This is a genomic window from Frigidibacter albus (genome assembly GCF_009908165.1).
Taxonomy (GTDB): Bacteria; Pseudomonadota; Alphaproteobacteria; order Rhodobacterales; family Rhodobacteraceae; genus Frigidibacter; species Frigidibacter albus.
Genome location: NZ_JAAAUC010000002.1, coordinates 111,204 through 130,288, shown reverse-complemented (window position 1 = coordinate 130,288; position 19,085 = coordinate 111,204). Strand labels below are relative to the sequence as shown.

Here is a 19,085-nt window from a genome sequence, read left to right as displayed (position 1 = left end):
TCTTCACCCCGGTGGCAGCGCGAAGGCCCGCGCCAGCAGCTCTGCCGCCACCCGCGCCGCCTCCACCGGCCCGCCGCCGATCTCCACCGTGCGCAAGTCCCCGGCGCTCCCGTCCCAGCCGCCACCGCGCAAGCCCGCCACCAGCAGCGCCAGCACGTCGCGGCTGGAAAACCGCCCGCCCTCGAACCGCTCCACCAGCGCGATCAGGCTGTCCTCGGCCAGCGCCGCCTCCAGTTCCGCCAGCGCGCCCAGCGTCAGCTTGGCCACATGCCGCTGGCCGTCGAGCCAGACCGCCACCTCGCCCGCCCAGGGGTTGGCCATCACAGCGCCACGAAGTTGAGCACGCCCGCCGAGGCCAGCGACAGCTCATAGCTCGCCTCGCCATTGTGGCTGCCGGCATATTCGATCGCGGTGATCTGGAACGGCCCCTGCACGATGCCGAAATCGGGGATGATCACCTGGAACTGCGGCACCTCGCCGTCAAAGAAGATCTGCCGCGCGCGTTCATCCGTCGCCTGGTCCTTGAAGATGCCGGAGCCGGAGATCGAGGCCGACTTCACCCCCGCCCCCGCCAGCAGCTCGCGCCAGCCCCCCGTGCTCTCGAGGCTGGTCACATCGACCGTTTCCGCGTTGAAGCTGATGCGCGTGGCGCGCAGCCCCGCGATGGTCTCGAATTGCAGCCCGCCGGTGAGGTCGAGCTTGATGAGCAGGTCTTTGCCGTTTTGCGCAGCCATCTGGGAAAACTCCGTGAATGTGGCCGGCGGCCGGGGGCGCTGCCCCCGGACCCCCGGGATATTTGGGCCAGCAAGAAGCTGAAGAGATCAGTCCTCGATGCGGGCGCGAAAGCTCAGGTCGATGCGGCGCATCTCGCCGGTCTGCACCCGGCGGGCGCGCGCCTTAAGGAACCACATCCCGACCAGATGGCCGCGGCCGAGGGTCAGCGGCGCGCCGGTGAGAGCGTCCGACACCGCGCCCGCAACGGCCTTGGCCTGCTGGAAGCCCGAGGCATCGGTGACGACGCTGACGGTGAACTCGTGCAGCGCGCCGCCGCCCGTTGCATCCGAGGCATCGCGCACATCCTCGGGGCCGAGGCTGACATAGGTGCCGGTGACCGTGCCGGGCGGCACCGCGTCATAGATCGCGGGGCCCACCAGCGCCGCCAGCGCGGCATCGGCGCTCAGCCGCTGGAACACCGCCGCCTGCAGGGCGGCGCCGCTTGCATAGCTCATGACGGCACCTCCTCGCGGGCAAAACAGGTCAGGTAGGCGGCGCGGGCATCGGCCTCGGTCACCGCCAGGATGCGGTAGAGCCGGTCGCCGTCGCGCAGCCGCTGGTCGGGGCGCGGGCGCGAGGGCGCGCCGGGCGCCGCCCCGCGCACGGTGATCCGGTAGGGCACGGTGGACAGGGTCACGAACTCCCCCGCCCGCTCGGTGCCGCTGCCGGCCACCACGCTGGCCCAGAGCGTCCCCAGCGCCGTCCAGCTGGTGGTGAACCCCCCGGCGCCATCGGGCAGGCGCTGCATCTCCTCCAGCACCAGCGCGCGGTTCAGGACCGGCGCGCTCATGTCCGCACCCCCGAAGGCCGCCCACCCAGCACCCGCACCGTCCTCCAGCGCTCGATCAGCGCCATCACCCCGAAGGGCATGGCGCTGGGGATACCCGCCTCGTGCCGCTGCTCGTGATATTGCGCCGCCAGCAGCAGCACCGCCTGGCGCAGATCCACCGGCACATCGGCCCAGGCCGGGCCGAACCCGGCGGTAAAGGCGATCTCGGCCACCCCGCCCAGCGGGATGCCCGCCAGCATCGCCCCCGTCGCCACGATCCGCGGACGATGGGCATCCTTCACCAGCCGCCAGCGGCCCGGGTCGATCACCGTGGCAACCCCCTCCCGGTCCCGCATGGTGACGGACGCCACCGCCACCACCGGCGCCACCGGCAGCGCCTGTTCATCCAGCTCGCGCCAGGCCTCCTGCTGCCACAGGAACTCCCGCGCCAGCAGGATCTTCGCCGTCCGCCCTTCGATGGCGGCCAGCGCCGCGCGCAGATGGCTCTCCAGGATCGCATCCTGCGCCGCATCATCGGCAAAGCCGGTGCCCAGGCGCAGATGCGCGCGCATCTCGGCCAGCGGCAGCGCCTGCACCGGCACCGCGGTCTGCTCGGTCAACATCATCGGCTCTGTCCTTTACCTCTACCGCCCCCAACGAGGCGGACGCGAACCCTTCACCCCCGCTCGGACGGAGGGAGCAGCTAGACGGAAGGGTGGGTTCCGGCCCGCGCCCGCCACGGGTCGGGGGTTCCCCCCGACCCGATCCGCTTCAATCGGCCGGGGGGTAAACCCCCGACCCGATCCCGATCAGGACAGCGCGAACTTCAGCAGCTTGATCGCCGCGAAATCCGACACGTCGCCGCCGACGCGCTTGGAGGCGTAGAACAGCACATGCGGCTTGGCCGAGAACGGGTCGCGCAGGATGCGCAGGTCCGGGCGCTCGGCGATGGTGTAGCCGTTCTTGAAATCGCCAAAGGCGATCGCATAGGCATTGGCGGCGATGTCCGGCATGTCCTCGGCGATCAGCACCGGATAGCCCATCAGCCGCGCCGGCTCGCCGGCCTGAAGCCCGTCCGACCACAGGAAGCGGCCATCGGCATCCTTCATCTTGCGCACCGCGCCGGCGGTCTTCGAGTTCATCACGAAGGTCGCATTGGCGCGGTATTCCGCCTCCAGCGCATAGACGAGGTCCACCACCGCATCGCTGGCGTTCAGCGAGGCGAAATCCCCGGCGGCGCCGGTCGCCACATAGCCAAGGCTGCCCCAGCTCCACGAAGCGCGCGGCACCTTGGGATGGGTCAGGAAGCCCTTGGGCTTGTCGGCACCGTCACCGTTGACGAAGGCCGCCGCCTCGGCACGGGCGAACTTGTCGGCGATGCGGTTCGCCAGCCAGCTCTCGATGTCGAAGGCACTGTCATCCAGCAGGCGCTGGCTGGCCTTGGGCATCGCCGACAGCTCGTGCAGCGGAATGCTGATGCGGTCGATCTGCGGGGTGGTGGTCTCGGTCAGCGTCGCGGTCTCGCTCGCCCAGCCCGAGCCCATGTCGCTATGATCGACCAGCACGTCGAAGCTCGTCGCCTCGACATTGACCACGCTTGCAACCTGGCGCAGCGACGAGGTCGCCTTCAGCACACCGCGGATGGTTTCGGACGTGACCGGATCGACCAGATAGCCGCCCTCGGCCGCCACGGCGGTGTTCAGCGCCTTGCCCTCCAGCGCGAGGTTGCGCAGCCCGTCATCATCGCCGCAGCGCAGATAGGCGGCAAAGGCCTTGGCGTGCGGCACCCCGTCCTGCACGGCAGCCGACAGCGCCGGACGGCCAGCGTTCGGGGAGTAGTTCTTGCGATCCAGCATGGTCACTCGCTCTTCTGGTTGGTGTTGCCTGGTTTTCATCTCGGCGCGAAAGCCCCGGAGCTCGCTCAGGAACCCGGTCAGCGCCGCCGTCGCCTCAGCCACGGGATCAGCAGGCACAGCTCCGCCGTCCCCGGACATCGTCTCGGTCTTGGTCATCGTTTCACCTTTCGGAAATCGGCCCCCTGGCGAAGGGCCCGTTACAGCCCCGCCAGTTCGGCCCGCGCCGCGCGCAGCGCCGCCGTCAAGGCGGGCCAATCCGCGCCTTTCGCCTCGGCCACCCGCGCTTCGGGCAGCATCGGGAAGGTCACCAGCGACACCTCCCACAGCTCCAGCACCTTCAGCCGCCGCCGCCCGCCCGCATCCTTGGCGGCCGTCACGGTGCGATACCCGATCGACAGCCCGTCGATCGCCCCCGCCGCGATCAGCGCCGCCGCCTCGCGCCCCTGCGCCACGTCGGTCAAGAGCCGCCCGCTGACCCAAAGCCCGCGCCCGTCCTCGCGCACCTCGTCCCACACGCCGATGGGGCACGCGGGATCATGCTGCCACAGCATCTTCACCCGCCCGCCCGAGGCCGCCAGCCGCGCCAGACTCGCGCCATAGGCGCCCGGCTCCACCACATCGCCGCCCTGGTCCACCGCCCCGAAGACCGAGGCATAGCCGGCGATCACCGTGCCATCGGTAACGCTCACATCCCCGCCCAGCCGGCACAGCTTGGTTTCCAGCCCGAATTGCGTCCGCATCATTTGGGTTTCCTCACTTCGGCCCGTAATCCAGCACCGATTGCACCGCCTGGGTCAGGATCACCCCGACCACGCCATAGACCGTCATCCACAGCCGCCGTTCCAGGCCCTCGATCATCGCCTCGATCCGCTCCAGCCGCTTCTCGACGCCCGAAAATTGCAGCGCCATGATCCGCTCCGTCGCCTCGAAGCGCTGCTCATGCACCTCGAACGGCGCCTTGAGGTAGCGCGAGCCCTCGCCGTCCATCACTCGGCCCCGGCCAGCGGCGGCAGCCCCAGCAGGCTGCGCTTCTCGGCATCGCTCAGGAACGCCGCCTCGCCGACCCGCTTCCACTGCTGGTCCCGCTCCATCGCCAGCGCCGGGATCTGGTCGAGGTCCGGCCGCAGCTCCACCACCGCCCCCGCGAACCCCGACAGCCAATGGCTGATCGCCGCCGTCACCCGCGTCGCCAGCGGCAGCACCGTGAGGCGATAGAACGCCCGGTGCGCCTCCTGATAGTTCGCGTAGGTGGCATCCCCCGGGATCCCCAGCAGCATCGGCGGCACCCCGAAGGCCAGCGCGATCTCGCGCGCCGCCGCCTCCTTGGTCTTCTGGAACTCCATGTCCGAGGGCGAGAACCCCATCGGCTTCCAGTCCAGCCCGCCCTCCAGCAGCATCGGCCGCCCGGCATTGCGCGCGCCCTGATGGTGCATCTCCATCTCGCTCACCAGCCGGTCATACTGGTCCGCCGACAGCTGGCCCTGCCCGTCCGCGCCCTTGTAGACGATGGCGCCCGAGGGCCGCGCCGCATTGTCCAGCAGCGCCTTCGACCAGGCGCTGGCGCTGTTATGCACATCCACCGCCACCGCCGCCGCCTGCATCGGGCTCAGGCCATAATGGTCATCCTGCGGATGGAAGCTGCGGATATGGCAGATCGGATCGGGCGCGCCGGTCATGTCGAAGCGGTGCCTGCGCGCCCCCACCGTGTAGTCATAGGCCACCGGCCAGCCATCGGCCCCCGGCACGATGCTCATCCGGTCCGACCGCAGCACATGCAGCTCGCCGGGCAGCAGCCCCGCATCGCCGCCCACCGCCTCCAGATACCCGTTCCCCGACAGCAGCATCTGGCCATAGAGCGACTCCAGCAGCTCCGCCCGCCCCTGCAACGTGTTCGGCCGCCGGATCAGCTCCAGCATCGGATGCGCCTCATAGCGGCAGTCGGCATCCTGGCACAGCAACGGCACCGCCGCCGCCGCCTCGGCCACCAGCTTCACGCAGCGAAAGCCCACCGGGTTGCCGGTAAACCCGATCCGCGTCAGCGTCGCGGTATCGCGCGCGCTCCATGCCACGCGGCCAGACCCCGCCACACCCCAGGCCACCACCCGCCCCGTCGCCGAGGCCTTGGCCTCGGGCGCAGCAGGCAAAGCTCCGCCAGTCCCGGCCCGCCGGAAAAAGTCAAACACCATGTCGATCTCCTGAAACTGGTTGCCGCCTGCCGAGGGGCGTCCTCAGAGGCCCCGCACCTGCGGCCGCCGGTAGTGCGCCGCCGGCGCGATCATCAGCTCGTGCAGCGCCCAGACCAGCGCATCCACCCGGTCGGGGCTGCCGCGCCCCTCATAGCCGCACTGGCTCATGCGGCACATCTGGTCCTCCAGCGGCCCGAGCCCGCGCAGATGATGCACCCGCCCCTGCTCATAGAGCGCGGCAATCGGCTCGGCCCGCGCCGCCTTGCCGCGGCTGGCGCGCACCATCTTCAAGGGCACCAGCGGGTCGATCTGCCGGATCACCTCGGCCACCAGATCGCCGCCCTGGTTGACCTCGGCCACCAGCCGGTCGGCCCCGTGCCGCGCCATCGCCGCCAGCGCCGCCTCGGCCCACTGCGACGGCGAAGCCGCGCGCAGGCTGCAATCCTCCAGCACCCAGGCCCGCCAGTCCTTCGGCGCCCCCGCCTGCTCGATCCCCACCACCACGATGCCGCATTCGTCCGACCCGGCGTGCCCCGTCACCGGCGGATCGACCGCCACCACCACCCGGTCCAGCTTCGGCGCCGCGTCCCGCCGCGCCGCCTCAATGCCCGCCGTGGTCCACAGCGCGCCCTCCACATCCTCCAGCAGCACCCCGTCCAGCTCCTGCCGTCCGGTCCGCGTCCCGGCATAGCGGCTGCGCACCTCTTCAAGGAACGACGCCGCCAGATAGGCCCGGTTCGCCTCGGTCGGCGCATGGGTCATCACCGTCGAGGGGTTCTTCAGGATCGCCTTCAGCACCGACACGTTCTTCGGCGTCGTCGTCACCACCTGCTGCGGATGCGTGCCCAGCCGCAGCGCAAATTGCAGCATGTCCCAGACCTCGCCGCCCTTCTTCCACTTCGCCAGCTCATCGACCCAGGCCGCATCGAATTGCGGCCCGCGCAGGCTGTCCGGCTCCTGCGCCGAATAGACCGTCGCAACCGCGCCATTGGGCCAGACCAGCCGCCGCCGCGTCGCCTCCCATTCGGGCCGGCGATCCGGCGGAGAACACGCCAGAATGCCGCTATCCCCGAACACCATCACGTCGCGCACCTGATCGAAGGTTTCGCCGACCAGCGCCACCCGCTTGGCGCGCCCGGCATCCAGCGGCCGCGGCCCCTCCACCTGCATCCGCACCCATTCGGCCCCGGCCCGGGTCTTGCCCGCCCCGCGCCCGCCCATGATGACCCAGGTTTTCCAGGCGCCCTCGGGCGGCAGCTGATGCGGCAGCGCCCAGAACTCGAACAGCCAGGGCAGCGCCATCAGGGCGCCATCCCCCAGCCCGCCCAGAAACTCGTCAATCTGCTCCGGCGTCGCGCAGGCGAGCCAGGCGGCGCCCGATTTCAGCGCGTGCTGCGTCGAAGTCGAGCGCATAGTCGTGAACGATCCCTGCGGTCTGTCGTCCAAGCTTTTCAACGCGCGTCCTTTCTTCCATCGCCATCTGGAAGGCCGATTTCAGGTCACGAACCGAAACCGCGGCCTCCTTGGCCTTCTGGTAATTGCCGATCTTGATCTCGTGGATCACCCAGGCCAGGCTGCGTGCCGCGTCATCAAAATGCTCCAAGGTCTCCGAAAGCAGATGTTTCGGAGCCGTATCCCCTGCGGGAAAGATCAGTGTCATGTGGTCGGTGCGCCCCTCTCATGCCGTCCGCACGAGAGAAATGAAAAAGCGGCGCCGGGTTGCCCCCTCGCCGCTCGCCCACTTCTTCTAGCATGTCACAAGTGATGCCACAGACCGGGCGCAGAGTCAAGTTTTCTCGTTTTAGATCAAGCGCTTGACCGAACGGTCCGTTAACGGATCTTCATGCAACACATTAAAAACCCCGCGCAGACCGTTGATCTGGCGGGGTTTTCCGTTTTCGCAAAGGTTAACCTCAGTCGGCCGGCGGAGCCTCCGCCGGCTGCACTGTCTGCGGCACCACCTGCTCGCCCTGCTGCCGCTCGATCTCGCGCCAGCGCGCCACGTTCTGGTTATGCTCGTCCAGCGTGCGCCCGAACGCATGCCCCCCGGTGCCATCGGCCACGAAGTAAAGGTAATCCGACTCCTCCGGGTCCAGCGCCGCGGCAATCGACTCGCGCCCCGGATTGGCAATCGGTGACGGAGGCAGCGCGTCGATCACATAGGTGTTGAACGGCGTCTCGCGCCGCAGCTCGCTCTGCCGCAACCCGCGGCCCAAGGCCCCTTGGCCATTGGTAATTCCGTAGATCACCGCCGGGTCCGTCTGCAGCCGCATCCCCTGCCGCAGCCGGTTCACGAACACGCTCGCCACCCGCCGCCGCTCTGCCGCAACCCCGGTTTCCTTCTCGATCAAGGATGCCATGATCAGCGCCTCTTCCGGCGTGTCATAAGGCAGTCCGTCGACCCGGCTCGCCCACAACTCCTCCAGCGCCGCCGCCTGCCGCCGCGCCATCTCATCGAGCACGGTCTGCCGCGCGGTGCCCCGCGTCACCTCATAGCTGTCCGGCGCCAGGGATCCTTCCGGCGGCACATCGCCGAGCTCGCCCTGCAGGAACTCCGCCCGCTTCAGCGCCTCGACCACCTGCCAGCTGGTAGCCCCCTCCGCCAGCGTCACCCGGAACCGCACATCGGCACTTTCCGCAATGTCCACATAGGCTTCTGGCGCCGCGGTCGTGGCCGGATCGAACTTCGCCACTTCCACGTAACGGTTGGTCTCCGGGTCCAGCTCGCGCACCAGAACCTCGGCCACCAGCACCCCGATCCGGTAGTTGATCTCGGTCCCGCAGGTCGATTGCCCGCCCTTGGTGATCGCATCGACGATCTCGGTCATCGAGGCATTGGGGGTGATCAGGTAGGAGCCAAACTTCAGCTGGTCCGCCCGCTCGGTATAATCCGCACCCACCCGAAACACATAGCCCGAGGTGATCGCGCCCTGCGCCTCAAGGTCGTCCGACACCCTGCGCAAGCTCGACCCCTGCTCGACGCGCAGGCACACGGCCTGCGACAGCGGCCCCGGTTGCGTAAACTGCCGCTGCCCCCAGGCCACGACGCCCGCAGCGCCGATCAGCAGCACGATGGCCAGGGTCAGGAAATTCGATGCAATGGAACGCCACATCAGCCCGCCACCTTGCCCAGCACCAGGCTGGCATTGGTGCCGCCAAAGCCGAAGCTGTTGGACAGCGCCACGTCGATTTTCCGCGGCACCGCCTTGTTGGGTGCCAGATCCAGCTTCGGCTCTACCGCTGGATTATCGAGGTTGATCGTCGGCGGCGCGATCTGGTCGCGCAGCGCGAGCACGCAGAAGATCGCCTCCACCGCGCCCGCAGCCCCCAGCAGGTGCCCGATGCTCGACTTGGTCGAAGACATCGTGGTTCCCGCCGCCGAGTTCCCCAGCAGCCGCTCCACCGCCGCCAGCTCGATCGTGTCGGCCATGGTCGAGGTGCCATGCGCGTTGATGTAATCCACATCGGCAGGCGTCAGCCCCGCCCGCTTCAGCGCGGCCGACATGCTGCGGAAAGCGCCGTCGCCATTCTCGGCCGGCGCGGTGATATGATAGGCATCCCCCGACATGCCATAGCCCAGAACCTCGGCATAGATCTTCGCGCCGCGGGCCTTGGCATGCTCGTATTCCTCCAGCACCACCACGCCCGCGCCCTCGCCGATCACGAACCCGTCGCGGTCGGCATCATAGGGGCGGCTGGCCTTGGTCGGCTCGTCGGCGCGCTTGGTCGACAGCGCCTTGCAGGCGTTGAAGCCCGCCACGCCAATCTCGGAGATCGGGCTCTCGGTGCCGCCCGCGATCATCACATCGGCGTCGCCCCACTGGATCAGCCGGCTGGCATCGCCAATGGCATGGGCGCCGGTGGAACAGGCAGTCACGACCGCATGGTTCGGCCCCTTGAAGCCATAGCGGATAGAGACCTGCCCCGAGACGAGGTTGATCAGTGCGCCCGGAATGAAGAAGGGCGACACCCGCCGCGGACCCTTTTCCTTGATCAGCAGCGCGGTTTCGGCGATGGAGTTCAGCCCGCCGATGCCCGACCCGATCATCACGCCGGTGCGCTCGCGCCCCTCGTCATCCTCAGGCATCCAGCCGCTATCCTCGACCGCCATCTGCGCAGCCGCCATCCCGTAGAGGATGAAGTCGTCCACCTTGCGGCGGTCCTTCGGCTCCATCCAGTCATCGGGGTTGAAGGTGCCGTCGCTGCCATCGCCGAACGGCACTTCGCAGGCATATTTCGTCAGCACGTTCGTTGCATCGAACCGGGTGATCGGGCCCGCGCCCGACTGCCCGTCCAGAAGCCGCGACCAGGTCGCCTCGACCCCGCAAGCCAGCGGCGTGACCATACCCAGCCCAGTGATAACCACCCGACGCATCGGCTTCTCCCGTATCCAGTTCCTGCCTTCGTGGCACCTGATACTAGGCTTGGCCCTGACGCGCAACAATCCCAAGGACCGCCGCCAGCAGCTGCGCGGCAACCAGCGCCCCCTGCCCGTCGATATCGCGGTCCGGCATGAACTCCACCATGTCGAAGGCGACGATGCGCCCCTTCGCCGCCGCCCCGGCGATGAGTTCGACGGTGTCCCAATAGCTTAGCCCGCCCGCCGTGCGCCCGATGACGCCCGGCATGATCGCCGGATCGAGCGCGTCGCAATCGAGGCAGATGATGATCTCCGCCCCCTCCGGGATCGCCGCCAGCGCCCGCGCGAGCCCGTCCCGCGCCACCTCGCGCGCGGATACGAAGGTCACGCCCCAGTCGGTGGCATCCGCGACGTCGCTTTCCCGGGCCGAGCCGATGCCGCGCTGGCCGACCTGCACGATCCGCTCCACATGCCCCATCTCCGACGCGCGGCGCATGGTGGAGGAGAGGCCGAGCGGCTCGCCCTCCACCTCCTGACGCCAGTCCACATGCGCGTCGATCTGCAGGATGGTGACGCGGCGCCCGGTCTTTTCTGAACTTTGGGCAAAGGCCTCGATCATCGGGATCGGCACGGAATCATCGCCCCCCAGCAGCAGCGGCACCCCGCCCGTGGCCAGCACCTGCGCCACCGCCGCGCGGATCCGCTCCCGGTTGCCCGGCCCGTCGCCATCCACCTGCGGCAAATCCCCCAGATCGACCGCCACCGCGCCCGGCAGCAGCACCGGGCCATCCAGATCGAAATTCATATGGCTGAGATTCGCCGCATATTGCGCCCCGCCCGCCCGGATCGCCGCCGGCCCGCCCGCGCAATAGGCCCCGACGCTGGCATAGGAGGTGCAGGCGCCGGCGCCAAGGATCGCCGCGCCGCCGGTGAAGCTGGCGAGGTCGCCCTTGGGCAGGCCCATGAAAGTGTCGGTCTTGCCCGCGCCGAACATCGTGCCAAGTGTCGCCATCTGCGCTGTCTCCTGTCTGGATTTTGACCGGAGCCTTGCCGAGGGGGCGCGGGATGTCCAGAGGCGGGGATCGTGGCTGGCGCCGGGGGGGCCGTCTGCCCCCCCGGACCCCCCCGAGGATATTTGGAAAAGGCAAAGGGGAAAGAGCGTGCCGACGCAAAAACGGCGCCCGGTGAGGGGCGCCGTCTTCAATGCAATTCCTTGGCCATCCGGCGAACCGGACGTGGCCGATCAGGAGGCTTCGGTGATGAACTTGACCGCGTCGCCGAAGGTCTGGATGGTTTCGGCCGCGTCATCCGGGATCTCGATCCCGAACTCTTCTTCGAAGGCCATCACCAGCTCGACCGTGTCGAGGCTGTCCGCGCCCAGATCGTCGATGAACGAGGCGTTCTCGGTCACCTTGTCCTCTTCGACGCCGAGATGCTCGACGACGATCTTCTTCACGCGATCAGCGATGTCGCTCATGTCTTGTCCTCACTATGCGGGCATTCCGCCCTGTCCGTCCGTGCTCGCCTCCGAGCGGTTTCCACCCCGTCGCAGGGGCGCCCCGGAGCGGCCATATAGGCGCCCTCCGGTCCGTCTGCGCCGCCTATAGCACAGTGTGGTATGAAGGCAACCGCTTTCGCAAGTGCGAAAAGTGGTGCCTTCCGGTGCGTCAGATCATCGTCATTCCGCCGTTCACATGCAAGGTCGCGCCGGTGACATATCCGGCCTCGGGGCTGGCCAGATAGAGCACGGCGGCGGCGATCTCGGCCGGGCTGCCCATGCGCCCCGCGGGGATCTGGACCTGGATCTTCGCCTTCTGCTCATCGTTCAGCTTATCGGTCATGGCGGTAGCGATGAAGCCCGGCGCCACGCAGTTGACGGTGATGCCGCGGCTGGCAACCTCGGTGGCGAGGCTTTTCGACATGCCGACGAGGCCGGCCTTCGCGGCGGCATAGTTGCCCTGCCCGGGATTGCCGGTATGGCCGACGATCGAGGTGATGTTGATGATGCGGCCCCAGCGGGCCTTCATCATGCCGCGCAGCACCCCGCGGCAGAGCCGGAAGCTGGAGGTGAGGTTCACGTCCAGCACCGAAGCCCAGTCGTCATCGGACATCCGCATGAACAGGCTGTCGCGGGTGATGCCGGCATTGTTGACGAGGATGTCGACGGCGCCCATCGCCGCCGCCGCCTGCTTGGGCAGCGCCTCGACCGCTTCGGCATCCGAAAGGTTGCAGGCCAGCACATGAGCCCGATCGCCGAGTTCGGCGGCCAGCTCTTCCAGCGGCGCGGTGCGGGTGCCCGACAGCGCGACCGTGGCGCCGGCCTTGTGCAGCACGCGCGCGATATCGGCGCCGATGCCGCCCGAAGCGCCGGTGACCAGCGCCGATTTACCCGTCAGATCGAACATGTGTTCCTCCATGTCTGCTCAGCAGCCCCATAACAGCGCCGGCGCCCTCGCGCTACCCGTCAGCTTTTCGCGGCCAGCACATCCTCGGGCGTGCCCACCGCGCGGGTGGCGGCGCCGGGGGCGATGCGGCGGATCATGCCGGACAGGGCCTTGCCAGCGCCGATCTCCCAGAATTCGCTCACGCCCTGCGCCGCCATCCAGGCCACGCTCTCGCGCCAGCGGACCGAGCCGGTGACCTGCGCCACCAGCAGGGCGCGGATTTCCGCCGGGTCGCTCACAGCTTCGGCGCGGACATTCGCCACCAGCGGCACCTGCGGCGCGCGGATGGTGACGTCGGCCAGCGCCGCCGCCATCGCCTCGGCGGCGGGCTGCATCAGCGCGCAGTGGAAGGGGGCGGAGACGGGCAGCAGGATCGCGCGCTTGGCGCCGCTGGCCTTGGCGATGTCGAGCGCGCGCTCGACCGCCGCCTTGTGGCCCGAGATCACCACCTGCGCGGGGTCATTGTCATTGGCGGCCTGGCAGACCTCGCCGCCCGGGCCCGCCGCCACCGCCTCGCGCGCTACCGCCTCGGCGGCGGCGAAGTCGAGCCCCAGCAGCGCCGCCATCGCGCCCACCCCCACCGGCACCGCCTGCTGCATGGCGCGGCCACGCAGTTGCAAAAGGCGGGCGGTATCGGTCAGCGTCAGGCTGCCCGCGGCGCAGAGCGCGGAATACTCGCCAAGGCTGTGGCCGGCGACATAGGCGGCGGAGGCGATGGCAATGCCTTCGGCCTCCAGTGCGCGCAGGGCGGCGAGGGAGGTGGCCATCAGCGCCGGCTGCGCATTCTCGGTCAGGGTCAGCGCTTCGATGTCCCCTTCCCAGATCAGCGCCGACAGGTCTTGCCCCAGCGCCGCATCCACCTCGTCGAACACCGCGCGGGCGGCCGGGTAGGCCTCGGCCAGTGCCCGGCCCATGCCGATGGTCTGGGCGCCCTGCCCGGGGAACACGAATGCGCGGGTCATCGGGGTCTCCTCCAAATCTGTGGCCGTTCCGGCCGTTGTCGGCCATTTACAGGGACAAGCGGCAGCGCACAACAGGGCGGGCGAATGCTGCAGCGCCGCACAGTCGCGGTGCGCTGGCCGGGATGGGCGCGGGACGCGGGGCGGGGTATCTTGTGCCCGCCACGCTTCAGCCCCCCGGAGAGCCCATGATCGCCAATACCGCCACCAGCTATGGCAGCCTTGCCCGCGCCCTGCACTGGCTGACCGCCCTGCTGATCCTCAGCGCCCTCGGCCTTGGCCTCTATGCCGGCAACCTTCCCAGCGGGTCGGATGCCGAGGTGGCGCGGTTGGCCTCTGTCTTTTCGCTGCACAAGACCATCGGCGTCGCCGCCTTCTTCACGGCGCTGGTACGGATCGTCTGGGCGCTGGTCCAGCCACGCCCTGCGCCGCTGCATCCCGAAAGGCGCGCCGAGACGCTGGCGGCCGAGGTGGTGCATTGGGCGCTTTACGGCGCGATGCTGGTGATGCCGCTGTCGGGCTGGGTTTATCACTCGGCGGTGGCCGGCTTCGCGCCGATCCTGTGGCCCTTCGGGCAGGCGCTGCCGCTGGTGCCGCTGTCCGAGGCGGTGGCGGGGGCGGCCAAGGCGGTGCATCACACGTCGGCGCTGGTGCTTTATGCGGCCATCGGACTGCATGTGCTGGGGGCGCTGAAACACGCGCTGATCGACCGCGACGCGACGCTTGCGCGGATGACGCGCGGGGTTGCGGGTGGGATAGCGACGCGGCACGGGTCCCTTGCCGCGCCCGTGCTGGCGCTGATGGTCTGGGCCGCGGTGATCGGATTTGGCGTGTTCGCCCCGGCGGGCAAGCCGCCCGGGGCGGCCCCGGCGCCTGTCGCCAGCGCCACCGAGGCCGGCTGGACGGTGACCGAGGGCACGCTGGGGATTGCGCTGAAGCAGATGGGCGCCGAGGTCAGCGGCAGCTTCACCGGCTGGACCGCCGAGATCGACTATGACGAGGCCACGCGCACAGGCGCGGTCACGGTGTCGATCCCGGTAACCGGGCTGACACTGGGATCGGTAACCCCGCAGGCGCTTGGGCCCGAGTTCTTCGATGCCGAAACCCACCCGACCGCCGTGTTCTCGGCGCAGATCGCAGATGAGGGAGCGGGCCTCGTCGCCACCGGCACGCTGGACCTGCGCGGGATGACGGTGCCGGCCACCCTGCCTTTCACCCTGGGCATCGAGGGCGACACGGCGACCATGGCCGGCAGCACCACGCTCGACCGCCGCGATTTCGGGATGGGCGCGAGCTATGGCGACGAAACGACCGTGGGCTTCACTGTGCAGGTGGATGTGGCGCTGACGGCTGTGCGCGCGCCGTAACGGCGGCGGGTGGCGCCTGCCGCGCTGCGGCGCTAGGCTCAGCCGAGCCAAGCAGGAGCCCCCGCCATGCCCGCATTTTCCGACGTCCTCGCCTATGCCGCGCTGTCGCTGGGGCGGCTGATGCTGGGCGGTTACTTCGTCGCCAGCGGGCTGCGCCATCTGGCGATGCGGGACCGGATCGCCGCCGATCTGGCGGCGCGCGGGATGCCGCAGCCGATGGGGCTGGCCATGGCCGCGGCGGGGGTCCAGATCCTCCTGGGCGCGCTGCTGGGGCTGGGATTGATGGTGACGCTGCCCGCCCTGCTGCTGGCGCTGTTCACCGGCGGCGTCAGTGCCGGGATGCTGAACTTCTGGACGATGGCCGAGCCGGAGCGCGGCGCCGCGCAGGCCGCCTTCCTCGGCAACGTTGCGGTGATCGGCGGGCTGGTCCTTGCGGCGGCGACGCCCTGGGTGCGGTTCGGGTGAACCAGCGATAATTGGGGGCTCAGCCCCCAAGGTCTATAGGTAGCTGCCTGAGAGAATAGGAAAGTACGCCGCTCAGCGCCGCGCGCAACTGTAGCCGACAAGCTCAACTTCGCGCGTTGCAGATGTCACCCGCATCTCATCAAGGCGTCCGCTTGAATCATCATAGATCAGCGTCCGCGAGGCGAAGTCCAGCAAGTCATCGTGGTTTGCGCCAGCCGGTGCGTCGGTCGCCATCTGGTCCATTATCATCACATCTTGGGACATGACGACCACGCCCAGATGATTCAGGCGGATCGTAAACGCCTCCGAGAACCCAAAGCCCAGTTCATCGAATGATGCTCCAACTGCGGTGATCCTCAGGACACTGGCCGTCTCGAGCGTTGCGACCAAGTCGTCCATGTCCTGCGCGGGCTCGGCAAGCCTCTCGAGCGGAAGACAGTACACTTCGCCGACCACATCTTGATCCGGCGCACCCAGAGCGGGCTGCCATGATGAGAACGCGATGGCGCAGGAAAGAATGATCTGACGCATGGCCGGCCCCCGGGATCTTGTGCCCGGGAGGGTTACACGGAGCCACTCCTGTGGAAAGGGCGAAACACAAAGCCAGAGTCCCTGCCCCAAACGCAAAAAGGGCCGCCCTTTCAGGCGGCCCCTTCGCTTCAAATCAGTCCGGCTTATTCGGCCTTCATCGCCTCGACCGAGATCATCACCTCGACCTCATCCGAGACATAGGGGGCGAAGAGGCCGAGGTTGTAGTCCGAACGCAGCAGGGTCACGGTCGCGTCGAACCCGGCCCATTCCTTGTTCTCCATCGGGTGTATGCCGGCCTGGTTCAGCCTGGCATCCAGCACCACTTCCTTGGTCACGCCGTTCAGCACCAGATCGCCGGTGATCAGCGCGGTGTTCTCGCCGGTCACTTCGATGCCGGTCGAGGTGAAGGAGACGGTCTTGTCTTCGCTCGCGCCGAAGAACTCGGGCGACATGAAGTGCTCGAAGCGGCCTTCCCAGCCGGTCAGCATCGTGGTCACCGGGAAGGAGACGGTCACCGAAGATGCGGCCGGGTCTTCCTGGTCGAACTGGATCTGACCTTCGAAGCCCGAGAACATGCCGGTGCCGGTCGAGAAGCCGAGGTGGTTGTAGGTGAAGATGATCTGGCTGTGGCTCGGGTCGAGCGCATAGGCCTCGGGCGCGGCGAAGGCCGGGGCGGCGAGGGTCGCCAGAGCGAGGGCGGCGGGGGCGAGGAACTTCATGGACGCAATCTCCTGCGGAAGGGGGGTAACTGATGGCGCGCAAGGTGCCCGCTTCGCAGGTGCAGCACAATTCGGCAGGGGCCAACATGGCCTGTGCAGCTGTGCACCGATTTACACGAAAAATTGCCAATGTCCGGTCCGGGATGCACATATCCGCTGGAAAGGACCACACAGTCAGAGGGCAGCGCCCGTCCGCCGGGTGGGCGAGCAACGGCGCCTCCAGGCGCTTTATGGCGCGGCCTCCCTCCACCGACGTTCTAGGCGCCGACGTTGAGGAGCGCCCGCCCGAGGGGGGTGATGAGCGACAAGAAATCCTCCAGTGGAGGATTTCCGCGAAGAACGCCCGGCCCGTGGCCGGGCCGGGAGGCGGGCGCTGCCCGGCGGCGCCAAGGCGCCTTGTTCCGGGCAAGGAAGGAACGACAAAAGCGTCGGCACGAGGTTTCGGCCAGTGTCCCAAGCTAGTGCCCCCCACCCCTCACCGCGCTTGTGCGCGGGGCGGCTTCGTGTATAAGGCCCCATCCTTTCGCACATTGGCAACCAGCGCAGCCTCTCGTGGCGGGACGCGGAAGGATGGCCCGCCGTTGAAGTGCGCTATAGAAACAGGAGCATACATGCCGCTTTACGAGCATGTTCTCATCGCGCGTCAGGACTTGTCCAACGCGCAGGCCGAAGGCCTCGTCGAACACTTCTCGACCGTTCTCGCCGACAATGGCGGATCGGTTGTCGGCTCCGAATACTGGGGCGTGAAGACGATGGCCTACAAGATCAACAAGAACCGCAAGGGCCACTATGCCTTCCTGCGCACCGACGCCCCGGCGGCGGCTGTGCAGGAGATGGAACGCCTGGCCCGTCTGCATGATGACGTGATGCGCGTCCTGACCATCAAGGTTGATGGCCATGACGAAGGTCCGTCGGTGCAGATGCAGCGCCGCGACGACCGGGGCGACCGTCCTGATCGCGGCGATCGGGGCGATCGCCCGGACCGTGGCGATCGCGGTGACCGGGGCGGCGACCGCGGCGATCGTGGTGGCGACCGCGGTGGTGACCGCGGCGGCTTCCGTCGTTGATCCAGGCTTGAGGAAAGAACCATAACCATGGCCAACAAACCATTTTTCCGCCGTCGCAAGGTCTGCCCGTTCTCGGGCGACAACGCGCCGAAGATCGACTACAAGGACGTGCGTCTGCTGCAGCGCTATGTTTCCGAGCGCGGCAAGATCGTCCCTGCCCGCATCACCGCCGTTTCGGCCAAGAAGCAGCGTGAGCTGGCCCGTGCGATCAAACGCGCCCGCTTCCTCGCCTTGCTTCCCTACGCCGTGAAGTAAGGAGAGAGGCACATGCAAGTCATCCTTCTGCAACGCGTGGCCAAGCTTGGCCAGATGGGCGAAGTCGTCAACGTCAAGGACGGCTACGCGCGCAACTTCCTGCTGCCGCAGGGCAAGGCGCTGCGTGCGAACGACGTCAACATCAAGTCGTTCGAAACCCGCAAGGTCCAGCTCGAGACCGTCAACCTCGAGACCAAGAAAGAAGCCGAGGCGCTGGCTGAAAAGCTGGACGGCCAGACCTTCGTGGTGATTCGCTCGGCATCGGATGCCGGCGCTCTCTACGGCTCGGTCACGCCGCGCGACGCCTCCGACGCCGCAACCGCGGCCGGCTTCACCGTCGACCGCAAGCAGGTCGTGCTGATCCGTCCGATCAAGGACCTCGGTCTGCATGACGTGTCGGTGGTGCTGCACCCCGAAGTGACCGTGACCATCGTCATGAACGTCGCCCGCTCGGCTGAAGAAGCCGAACTGCAGGCCTCGGGCAAGTCGATCAAGGAACTGGCCGCCGAAGCCGAAGCGGCTGCGGATTTCGAGGTTTCGGAACTGTTCGACGAAATGGGCGCCGAGAACGACTTCGACCCCCGCGACGAACGCTGAGCCGCAAGGCACGCGCAAGATTGGCCGCGTCCGGGGAAACCCGGGCGCGGCTTTTTTGTGGGGGGGGCTGGCACCTAGCCTGTTGCCAGCGACACCTCTGTGGGTCTGCGCTGACATATCAGCGCCGACCGCCGACAGTTTGTTCAGGGAGCTGACTGCATGACCTCGTTCTCGTGCTCAATCGCGGCGTACTCGTTCATCCCCTCCTCCACCTCAACGAGCGCCTTGTGCTTCGCTTCAGCCAGGCTGTCGAGCCACCGGCCGAACGGAGGGCTGTAGTCCTGCCGCGATGGCCCAGAGGAGCATCCAAGTATCCATCGCCCCCGCGTTTGCGGAGAGAGATAGACATACCACCCGTCGACCTCTGCTTGGTAAGACCCGTGCTCGGTCAAGGTCCAATCCAGCCCGCCATGACGCTTCGTCAGGCGCCTGTGCTGTCGCAGCAGCATTTCCACGATGACTGACATTTCCGGGGAGACTTTGGTTTCACCGGACATCATCCGATCAATGCTGCGGATGATCGCCTTGAATGGGCGATCATCGCCGAACCTTTCGAGTTTGGCCGCAAGATCCCAAGGCCTTAGCTGCAATTCCGCCAAGCCGTCGATAAACTCCTGTCGCCTCCGCTCTGGGGGCCGAGGTGGAATAAGTCCCAACACCCCATCGTTTTCGCCACTATCCATGTCATCTCTCCACAGCCGATCCAGATCTGGACCATGCGCGGAACGGACATGGA

25 protein-coding genes are annotated in these 19,085 nt (G+C 67.9%); 5 read left to right on the top strand and 20 right to left on the bottom strand.

What is annotated here, in order from left to right; genetic code table 11:
* Positions 1-3: 3 nt before the first annotated feature.
* The 17 genes from GVY41_RS03185 to fabD all read right to left on the bottom strand — a co-directional run bounded on the left by GVY41_RS03185 (position 4) and on the right by fabD (position 13,351).
* Positions 4-321: a gene transfer agent family protein gene (locus tag GVY41_RS03185; RefSeq protein ID WP_161343748.1), complete on the bottom strand. Its 318-nt coding sequence runs from the start codon at positions 319-321 to the stop codon at positions 4-6.
* On the bottom strand, positions 321-734 hold the full coding sequence (locus tag GVY41_RS03180) for a phage major tail protein, TP901-1 family (protein ID WP_161343750.1): 414 nt from the start codon (positions 732-734) through the stop codon (positions 321-323). Before GVY41_RS03180 ends, GVY41_RS03185 begins: the two co-directional genes overlap by 1 nt.
* A gap of 87 nt (positions 735-821) precedes the next feature.
* A complete protein-coding gene (locus tag GVY41_RS03175) occupies positions 822-1,229 on the bottom strand; it encodes a DUF3168 domain-containing protein (RefSeq protein ID WP_161343752.1) in 408 nt (135 codons plus the stop codon).
* On the bottom strand, positions 1,226-1,564 hold the full coding sequence (locus GVY41_RS03170) for a head-tail adaptor protein (protein WP_161343754.1): 339 nt from the start codon (positions 1,562-1,564) through the stop codon (positions 1,226-1,228). The genes GVY41_RS03175 and GVY41_RS03170 overlap by 4 nt, the downstream gene beginning before the upstream one ends.
* Positions 1,561-2,169: a head-tail connector protein gene (locus tag GVY41_RS03165; RefSeq protein WP_161343756.1), complete on the bottom strand. Its 609-nt coding sequence runs from the start codon at positions 2,167-2,169 to the stop codon at positions 1,561-1,563. The genes GVY41_RS03170 and GVY41_RS03165 overlap by 4 nt, the downstream gene beginning before the upstream one ends.
* 183 nt (positions 2,170-2,352) lie before the next feature.
* A complete protein-coding gene (locus GVY41_RS03160) occupies positions 2,353-3,555 on the bottom strand; it encodes a phage major capsid protein (RefSeq protein ID WP_161343758.1) in 1,203 nt (400 codons plus the stop codon).
* 41 nt (positions 3,556-3,596) lie between these two features.
* Positions 3,597-4,139 carry an HK97 family phage prohead protease gene (locus tag GVY41_RS03155; protein WP_161344065.1) on the bottom strand — a complete coding sequence of 181 codons (543 nt, stop codon included), beginning with the start codon at positions 4,137-4,139 and terminating at the stop codon, positions 3,597-3,599.
* Between the two features lie 13 nt (positions 4,140-4,152).
* The gene (locus GVY41_RS03150) at positions 4,153-4,386 is read right to left on the bottom strand and encodes a GTA head formation protein, RCAP_rcc01685 family (RefSeq protein WP_161343760.1); all 234 of its coding nucleotides are present in this window, start codon (positions 4,384-4,386) and stop codon (positions 4,153-4,155) included.
* The gene (locus GVY41_RS03145; RefSeq protein WP_161343762.1) at positions 4,386-5,585 is read right to left on the bottom strand and encodes a phage portal protein; all 1,200 of its coding nucleotides are present in this window, start codon (positions 5,583-5,585) and stop codon (positions 4,386-4,388) included. The genes GVY41_RS03150 and GVY41_RS03145 overlap by 1 nt, the downstream gene beginning before the upstream one ends.
* A gap of 42 nt (positions 5,586-5,627) precedes the next feature.
* Complete coding sequence (locus tag GVY41_RS03140; RefSeq protein ID WP_170301105.1) at positions 5,628-6,998, bottom strand: DNA-packaging protein; 1,371 nt, start codon at positions 6,996-6,998, stop codon at positions 5,628-5,630.
* Complete coding sequence (locus GVY41_RS03135) at positions 6,922-7,245, bottom strand: hypothetical protein (RefSeq protein ID WP_161343764.1); 324 nt, start codon at positions 7,243-7,245, stop codon at positions 6,922-6,924. The genes GVY41_RS03140 and GVY41_RS03135 overlap by 77 nt, the downstream gene beginning before the upstream one ends.
* Positions 7,246-7,498: 253 nt before the next feature.
* Positions 7,499-8,698 (bottom strand): endolytic transglycosylase MltG, encoded by a 1,200-nt coding sequence (mltG, locus tag GVY41_RS03130; protein ID WP_161343766.1) that lies wholly within the window; start codon positions 8,696-8,698, stop codon positions 7,499-7,501.
* The gene (gene fabF / locus GVY41_RS03125; protein ID WP_161343768.1) at positions 8,698-9,960 is read right to left on the bottom strand and encodes a beta-ketoacyl-ACP synthase II; all 1,263 of its coding nucleotides are present in this window, start codon (positions 9,958-9,960) and stop codon (positions 8,698-8,700) included. Before fabF ends, mltG begins: the two co-directional genes overlap by 1 nt.
* Positions 9,961-10,003: 43 nt before the next feature.
* A complete protein-coding gene (locus tag GVY41_RS03120) occupies positions 10,004-10,957 on the bottom strand; it encodes an arginase family protein (protein WP_161343770.1) in 954 nt (317 codons plus the stop codon).
* Between the two features lie 231 nt (positions 10,958-11,188).
* Positions 11,189-11,422 (bottom strand): acyl carrier protein, encoded by a 234-nt coding sequence (locus tag GVY41_RS03115; protein ID WP_066009325.1) that lies wholly within the window; start codon positions 11,420-11,422, stop codon positions 11,189-11,191.
* Between the two features lie 190 nt (positions 11,423-11,612).
* Positions 11,613-12,350 carry a 3-oxoacyl-ACP reductase FabG gene (gene fabG, locus GVY41_RS03110; protein WP_161343772.1) on the bottom strand — a complete coding sequence of 246 codons (738 nt, stop codon included), beginning with the start codon at positions 12,348-12,350 and terminating at the stop codon, positions 11,613-11,615.
* 59 nt (positions 12,351-12,409) lie between these two features.
* Positions 12,410-13,351: an ACP S-malonyltransferase gene (gene fabD / locus GVY41_RS03105; protein ID WP_161343774.1), complete on the bottom strand. Its 942-nt coding sequence runs from the start codon at positions 13,349-13,351 to the stop codon at positions 12,410-12,412.
* A gap of 185 nt (positions 13,352-13,536) precedes the next feature.
* Here fabD and GVY41_RS03100 point away from each other — a divergent pair, with 185 nt between their 5' ends.
* A complete protein-coding gene (locus GVY41_RS03100; RefSeq protein WP_161343776.1) occupies positions 13,537-14,715 on the top strand; it encodes a cytochrome b/b6 domain-containing protein in 1,179 nt (392 codons plus the stop codon).
* Between the two features lie 66 nt (positions 14,716-14,781).
* Complete coding sequence (locus GVY41_RS03095; RefSeq protein ID WP_161343777.1) at positions 14,782-15,180, top strand: DoxX family membrane protein; 399 nt, start codon at positions 14,782-14,784, stop codon at positions 15,178-15,180.
* 72 nt (positions 15,181-15,252) lie between these two features.
* Here GVY41_RS03095 and GVY41_RS03090 read toward each other — a convergent pair whose 3' ends face one another.
* Positions 15,253-15,711 (bottom strand): hypothetical protein, encoded by a 459-nt coding sequence (locus tag GVY41_RS03090; RefSeq protein ID WP_161343779.1) that lies wholly within the window; start codon positions 15,709-15,711, stop codon positions 15,253-15,255.
* Positions 15,712-15,854: 143 nt separating this feature from the next.
* Positions 15,855-16,430 carry a YceI family protein gene (locus GVY41_RS03085; RefSeq protein ID WP_161343781.1) on the bottom strand — a complete coding sequence of 192 codons (576 nt, stop codon included), beginning with the start codon at positions 16,428-16,430 and terminating at the stop codon, positions 15,855-15,857.
* A gap of 611 nt (positions 16,431-17,041) precedes the next feature.
* Between GVY41_RS03085 and rpsF the strand changes: the two genes are divergently transcribed.
* Genes rpsF through rplI form a run of 3 tightly spaced genes read left to right on the top strand, consistent with a single transcriptional unit; the run spans position 17,042 to position 18,349 of the window.
* Positions 17,042-17,497 carry a 30S ribosomal protein S6 gene (gene rpsF / locus GVY41_RS03080; RefSeq protein WP_161343784.1) on the top strand — a complete coding sequence of 152 codons (456 nt, stop codon included), beginning with the start codon at positions 17,042-17,044 and terminating at the stop codon, positions 17,495-17,497.
* A gap of 27 nt (positions 17,498-17,524) precedes the next feature.
* Positions 17,525-17,752, top strand: coding sequence for a 30S ribosomal protein S18 (gene rpsR / locus GVY41_RS03075; protein ID WP_066813893.1), 228 nt, complete (start codon positions 17,525-17,527; stop codon positions 17,750-17,752).
* A gap of 12 nt (positions 17,753-17,764) precedes the next feature.
* On the top strand, positions 17,765-18,349 hold the full coding sequence (gene rplI / locus GVY41_RS03070; RefSeq protein ID WP_161343786.1) for a 50S ribosomal protein L9: 585 nt from the start codon (positions 17,765-17,767) through the stop codon (positions 18,347-18,349).
* Positions 18,350-18,492: 143 nt separating this feature from the next.
* Here rplI and GVY41_RS03065 read toward each other — a convergent pair whose 3' ends face one another.
* On the bottom strand, positions 18,493-19,032 hold the full coding sequence (locus tag GVY41_RS03065) for a hypothetical protein (protein ID WP_161343788.1): 540 nt from the start codon (positions 19,030-19,032) through the stop codon (positions 18,493-18,495).
* Positions 19,033-19,085: the final 53 nt, after the last annotated feature.

Excerpts from the sequence above, each read along its gene's own strand:
- rpsR (WP_066813893.1), top strand. The coding sequence starts at position 17,525 with ATGGCCAACAAACCATTTTTCCGCCGTCGCAAGGTCTGCCCGTTCTCG.
- GVY41_RS03175 (WP_161343752.1), bottom strand. The coding sequence starts at position 1,229 with ATGAGCTATGCAAGCGGCGCCGCCCTGCAGGCGGCGGTGTTCCAGCGG.
- GVY41_RS03100 (WP_161343776.1), top strand. The coding sequence starts at position 13,537 with ATGATCGCCAATACCGCCACCAGCTATGGCAGCCTTGCCCGCGCCCTG.
- GVY41_RS03185 (WP_161343748.1), bottom strand. The coding sequence starts at position 321 with ATGGCCAACCCCTGGGCGGGCGAGGTGGCGGTCTGGCTCGACGGCCAG.
- GVY41_RS03155 (WP_161344065.1), bottom strand. The coding sequence starts at position 4,139 with ATGCGGACGCAATTCGGGCTGGAAACCAAGCTGTGCCGGCTGGGCGGG.
- fabD (WP_161343774.1), bottom strand. The coding sequence starts at position 13,351 with ATGACCCGCGCATTCGTGTTCCCCGGGCAGGGCGCCCAGACCATCGGC.
- GVY41_RS03140 (WP_170301105.1), bottom strand. The coding sequence starts at position 6,998 with ATGCGCTCGACTTCGACGCAGCACGCGCTGAAATCGGGCGCCGCCTGG.
- mltG (WP_161343766.1), bottom strand. The coding sequence starts at position 8,698 with ATGTGGCGTTCCATTGCATCGAATTTCCTGACCCTGGCCATCGTGCTG.
- GVY41_RS03150 (WP_161343760.1), bottom strand. The coding sequence starts at position 4,386 with ATGGACGGCGAGGGCTCGCGCTACCTCAAGGCGCCGTTCGAGGTGCAT.
- GVY41_RS03135 (WP_161343764.1), bottom strand. The coding sequence starts at position 7,245 with ATGACACTGATCTTTCCCGCAGGGGATACGGCTCCGAAACATCTGCTT.
- GVY41_RS03085 (WP_161343781.1), bottom strand. The coding sequence starts at position 16,430 with ATGAAGTTCCTCGCCCCCGCCGCCCTCGCTCTGGCGACCCTCGCCGCC.
- GVY41_RS03165 (WP_161343756.1), bottom strand. The coding sequence starts at position 2,169 with ATGATGTTGACCGAGCAGACCGCGGTGCCGGTGCAGGCGCTGCCGCTG.
- GVY41_RS03145 (WP_161343762.1), bottom strand. The coding sequence starts at position 5,585 with ATGGTGTTTGACTTTTTCCGGCGGGCCGGGACTGGCGGAGCTTTGCCT.
- GVY41_RS03065 (WP_161343788.1), bottom strand. The coding sequence starts at position 19,032 with ATGGATAGTGGCGAAAACGATGGGGTGTTGGGACTTATTCCACCTCGG.
- rpsF (WP_161343784.1), top strand. The coding sequence starts at position 17,042 with ATGCCGCTTTACGAGCATGTTCTCATCGCGCGTCAGGACTTGTCCAAC.
- GVY41_RS03180 (WP_161343750.1), bottom strand. The coding sequence starts at position 734 with ATGGCTGCGCAAAACGGCAAAGACCTGCTCATCAAGCTCGACCTCACC.
- GVY41_RS03095 (WP_161343777.1), top strand. The coding sequence starts at position 14,782 with ATGCCCGCATTTTCCGACGTCCTCGCCTATGCCGCGCTGTCGCTGGGG.
- GVY41_RS03115 (WP_066009325.1), bottom strand. The coding sequence starts at position 11,422 with ATGAGCGACATCGCTGATCGCGTGAAGAAGATCGTCGTCGAGCATCTC.
- fabF (WP_161343768.1), bottom strand. The coding sequence starts at position 9,960 with ATGCGTCGGGTGGTTATCACTGGGCTGGGTATGGTCACGCCGCTGGCT.
- GVY41_RS03120 (WP_161343770.1), bottom strand. The coding sequence starts at position 10,957 with ATGGCGACACTTGGCACGATGTTCGGCGCGGGCAAGACCGACACTTTC.
- GVY41_RS03170 (WP_161343754.1), bottom strand. The coding sequence starts at position 1,564 with ATGAGCGCGCCGGTCCTGAACCGCGCGCTGGTGCTGGAGGAGATGCAG.
- fabG (WP_161343772.1), bottom strand. The coding sequence starts at position 12,350 with ATGTTCGATCTGACGGGTAAATCGGCGCTGGTCACCGGCGCTTCGGGC.
- GVY41_RS03090 (WP_161343779.1), bottom strand. The coding sequence starts at position 15,711 with ATGCGTCAGATCATTCTTTCCTGCGCCATCGCGTTCTCATCATGGCAG.
- rplI (WP_161343786.1), top strand. The coding sequence starts at position 17,765 with ATGCAAGTCATCCTTCTGCAACGCGTGGCCAAGCTTGGCCAGATGGGC.
- GVY41_RS03160 (WP_161343758.1), bottom strand. The coding sequence starts at position 3,555 with ATGACCAAGACCGAGACGATGTCCGGGGACGGCGGAGCTGTGCCTGCT.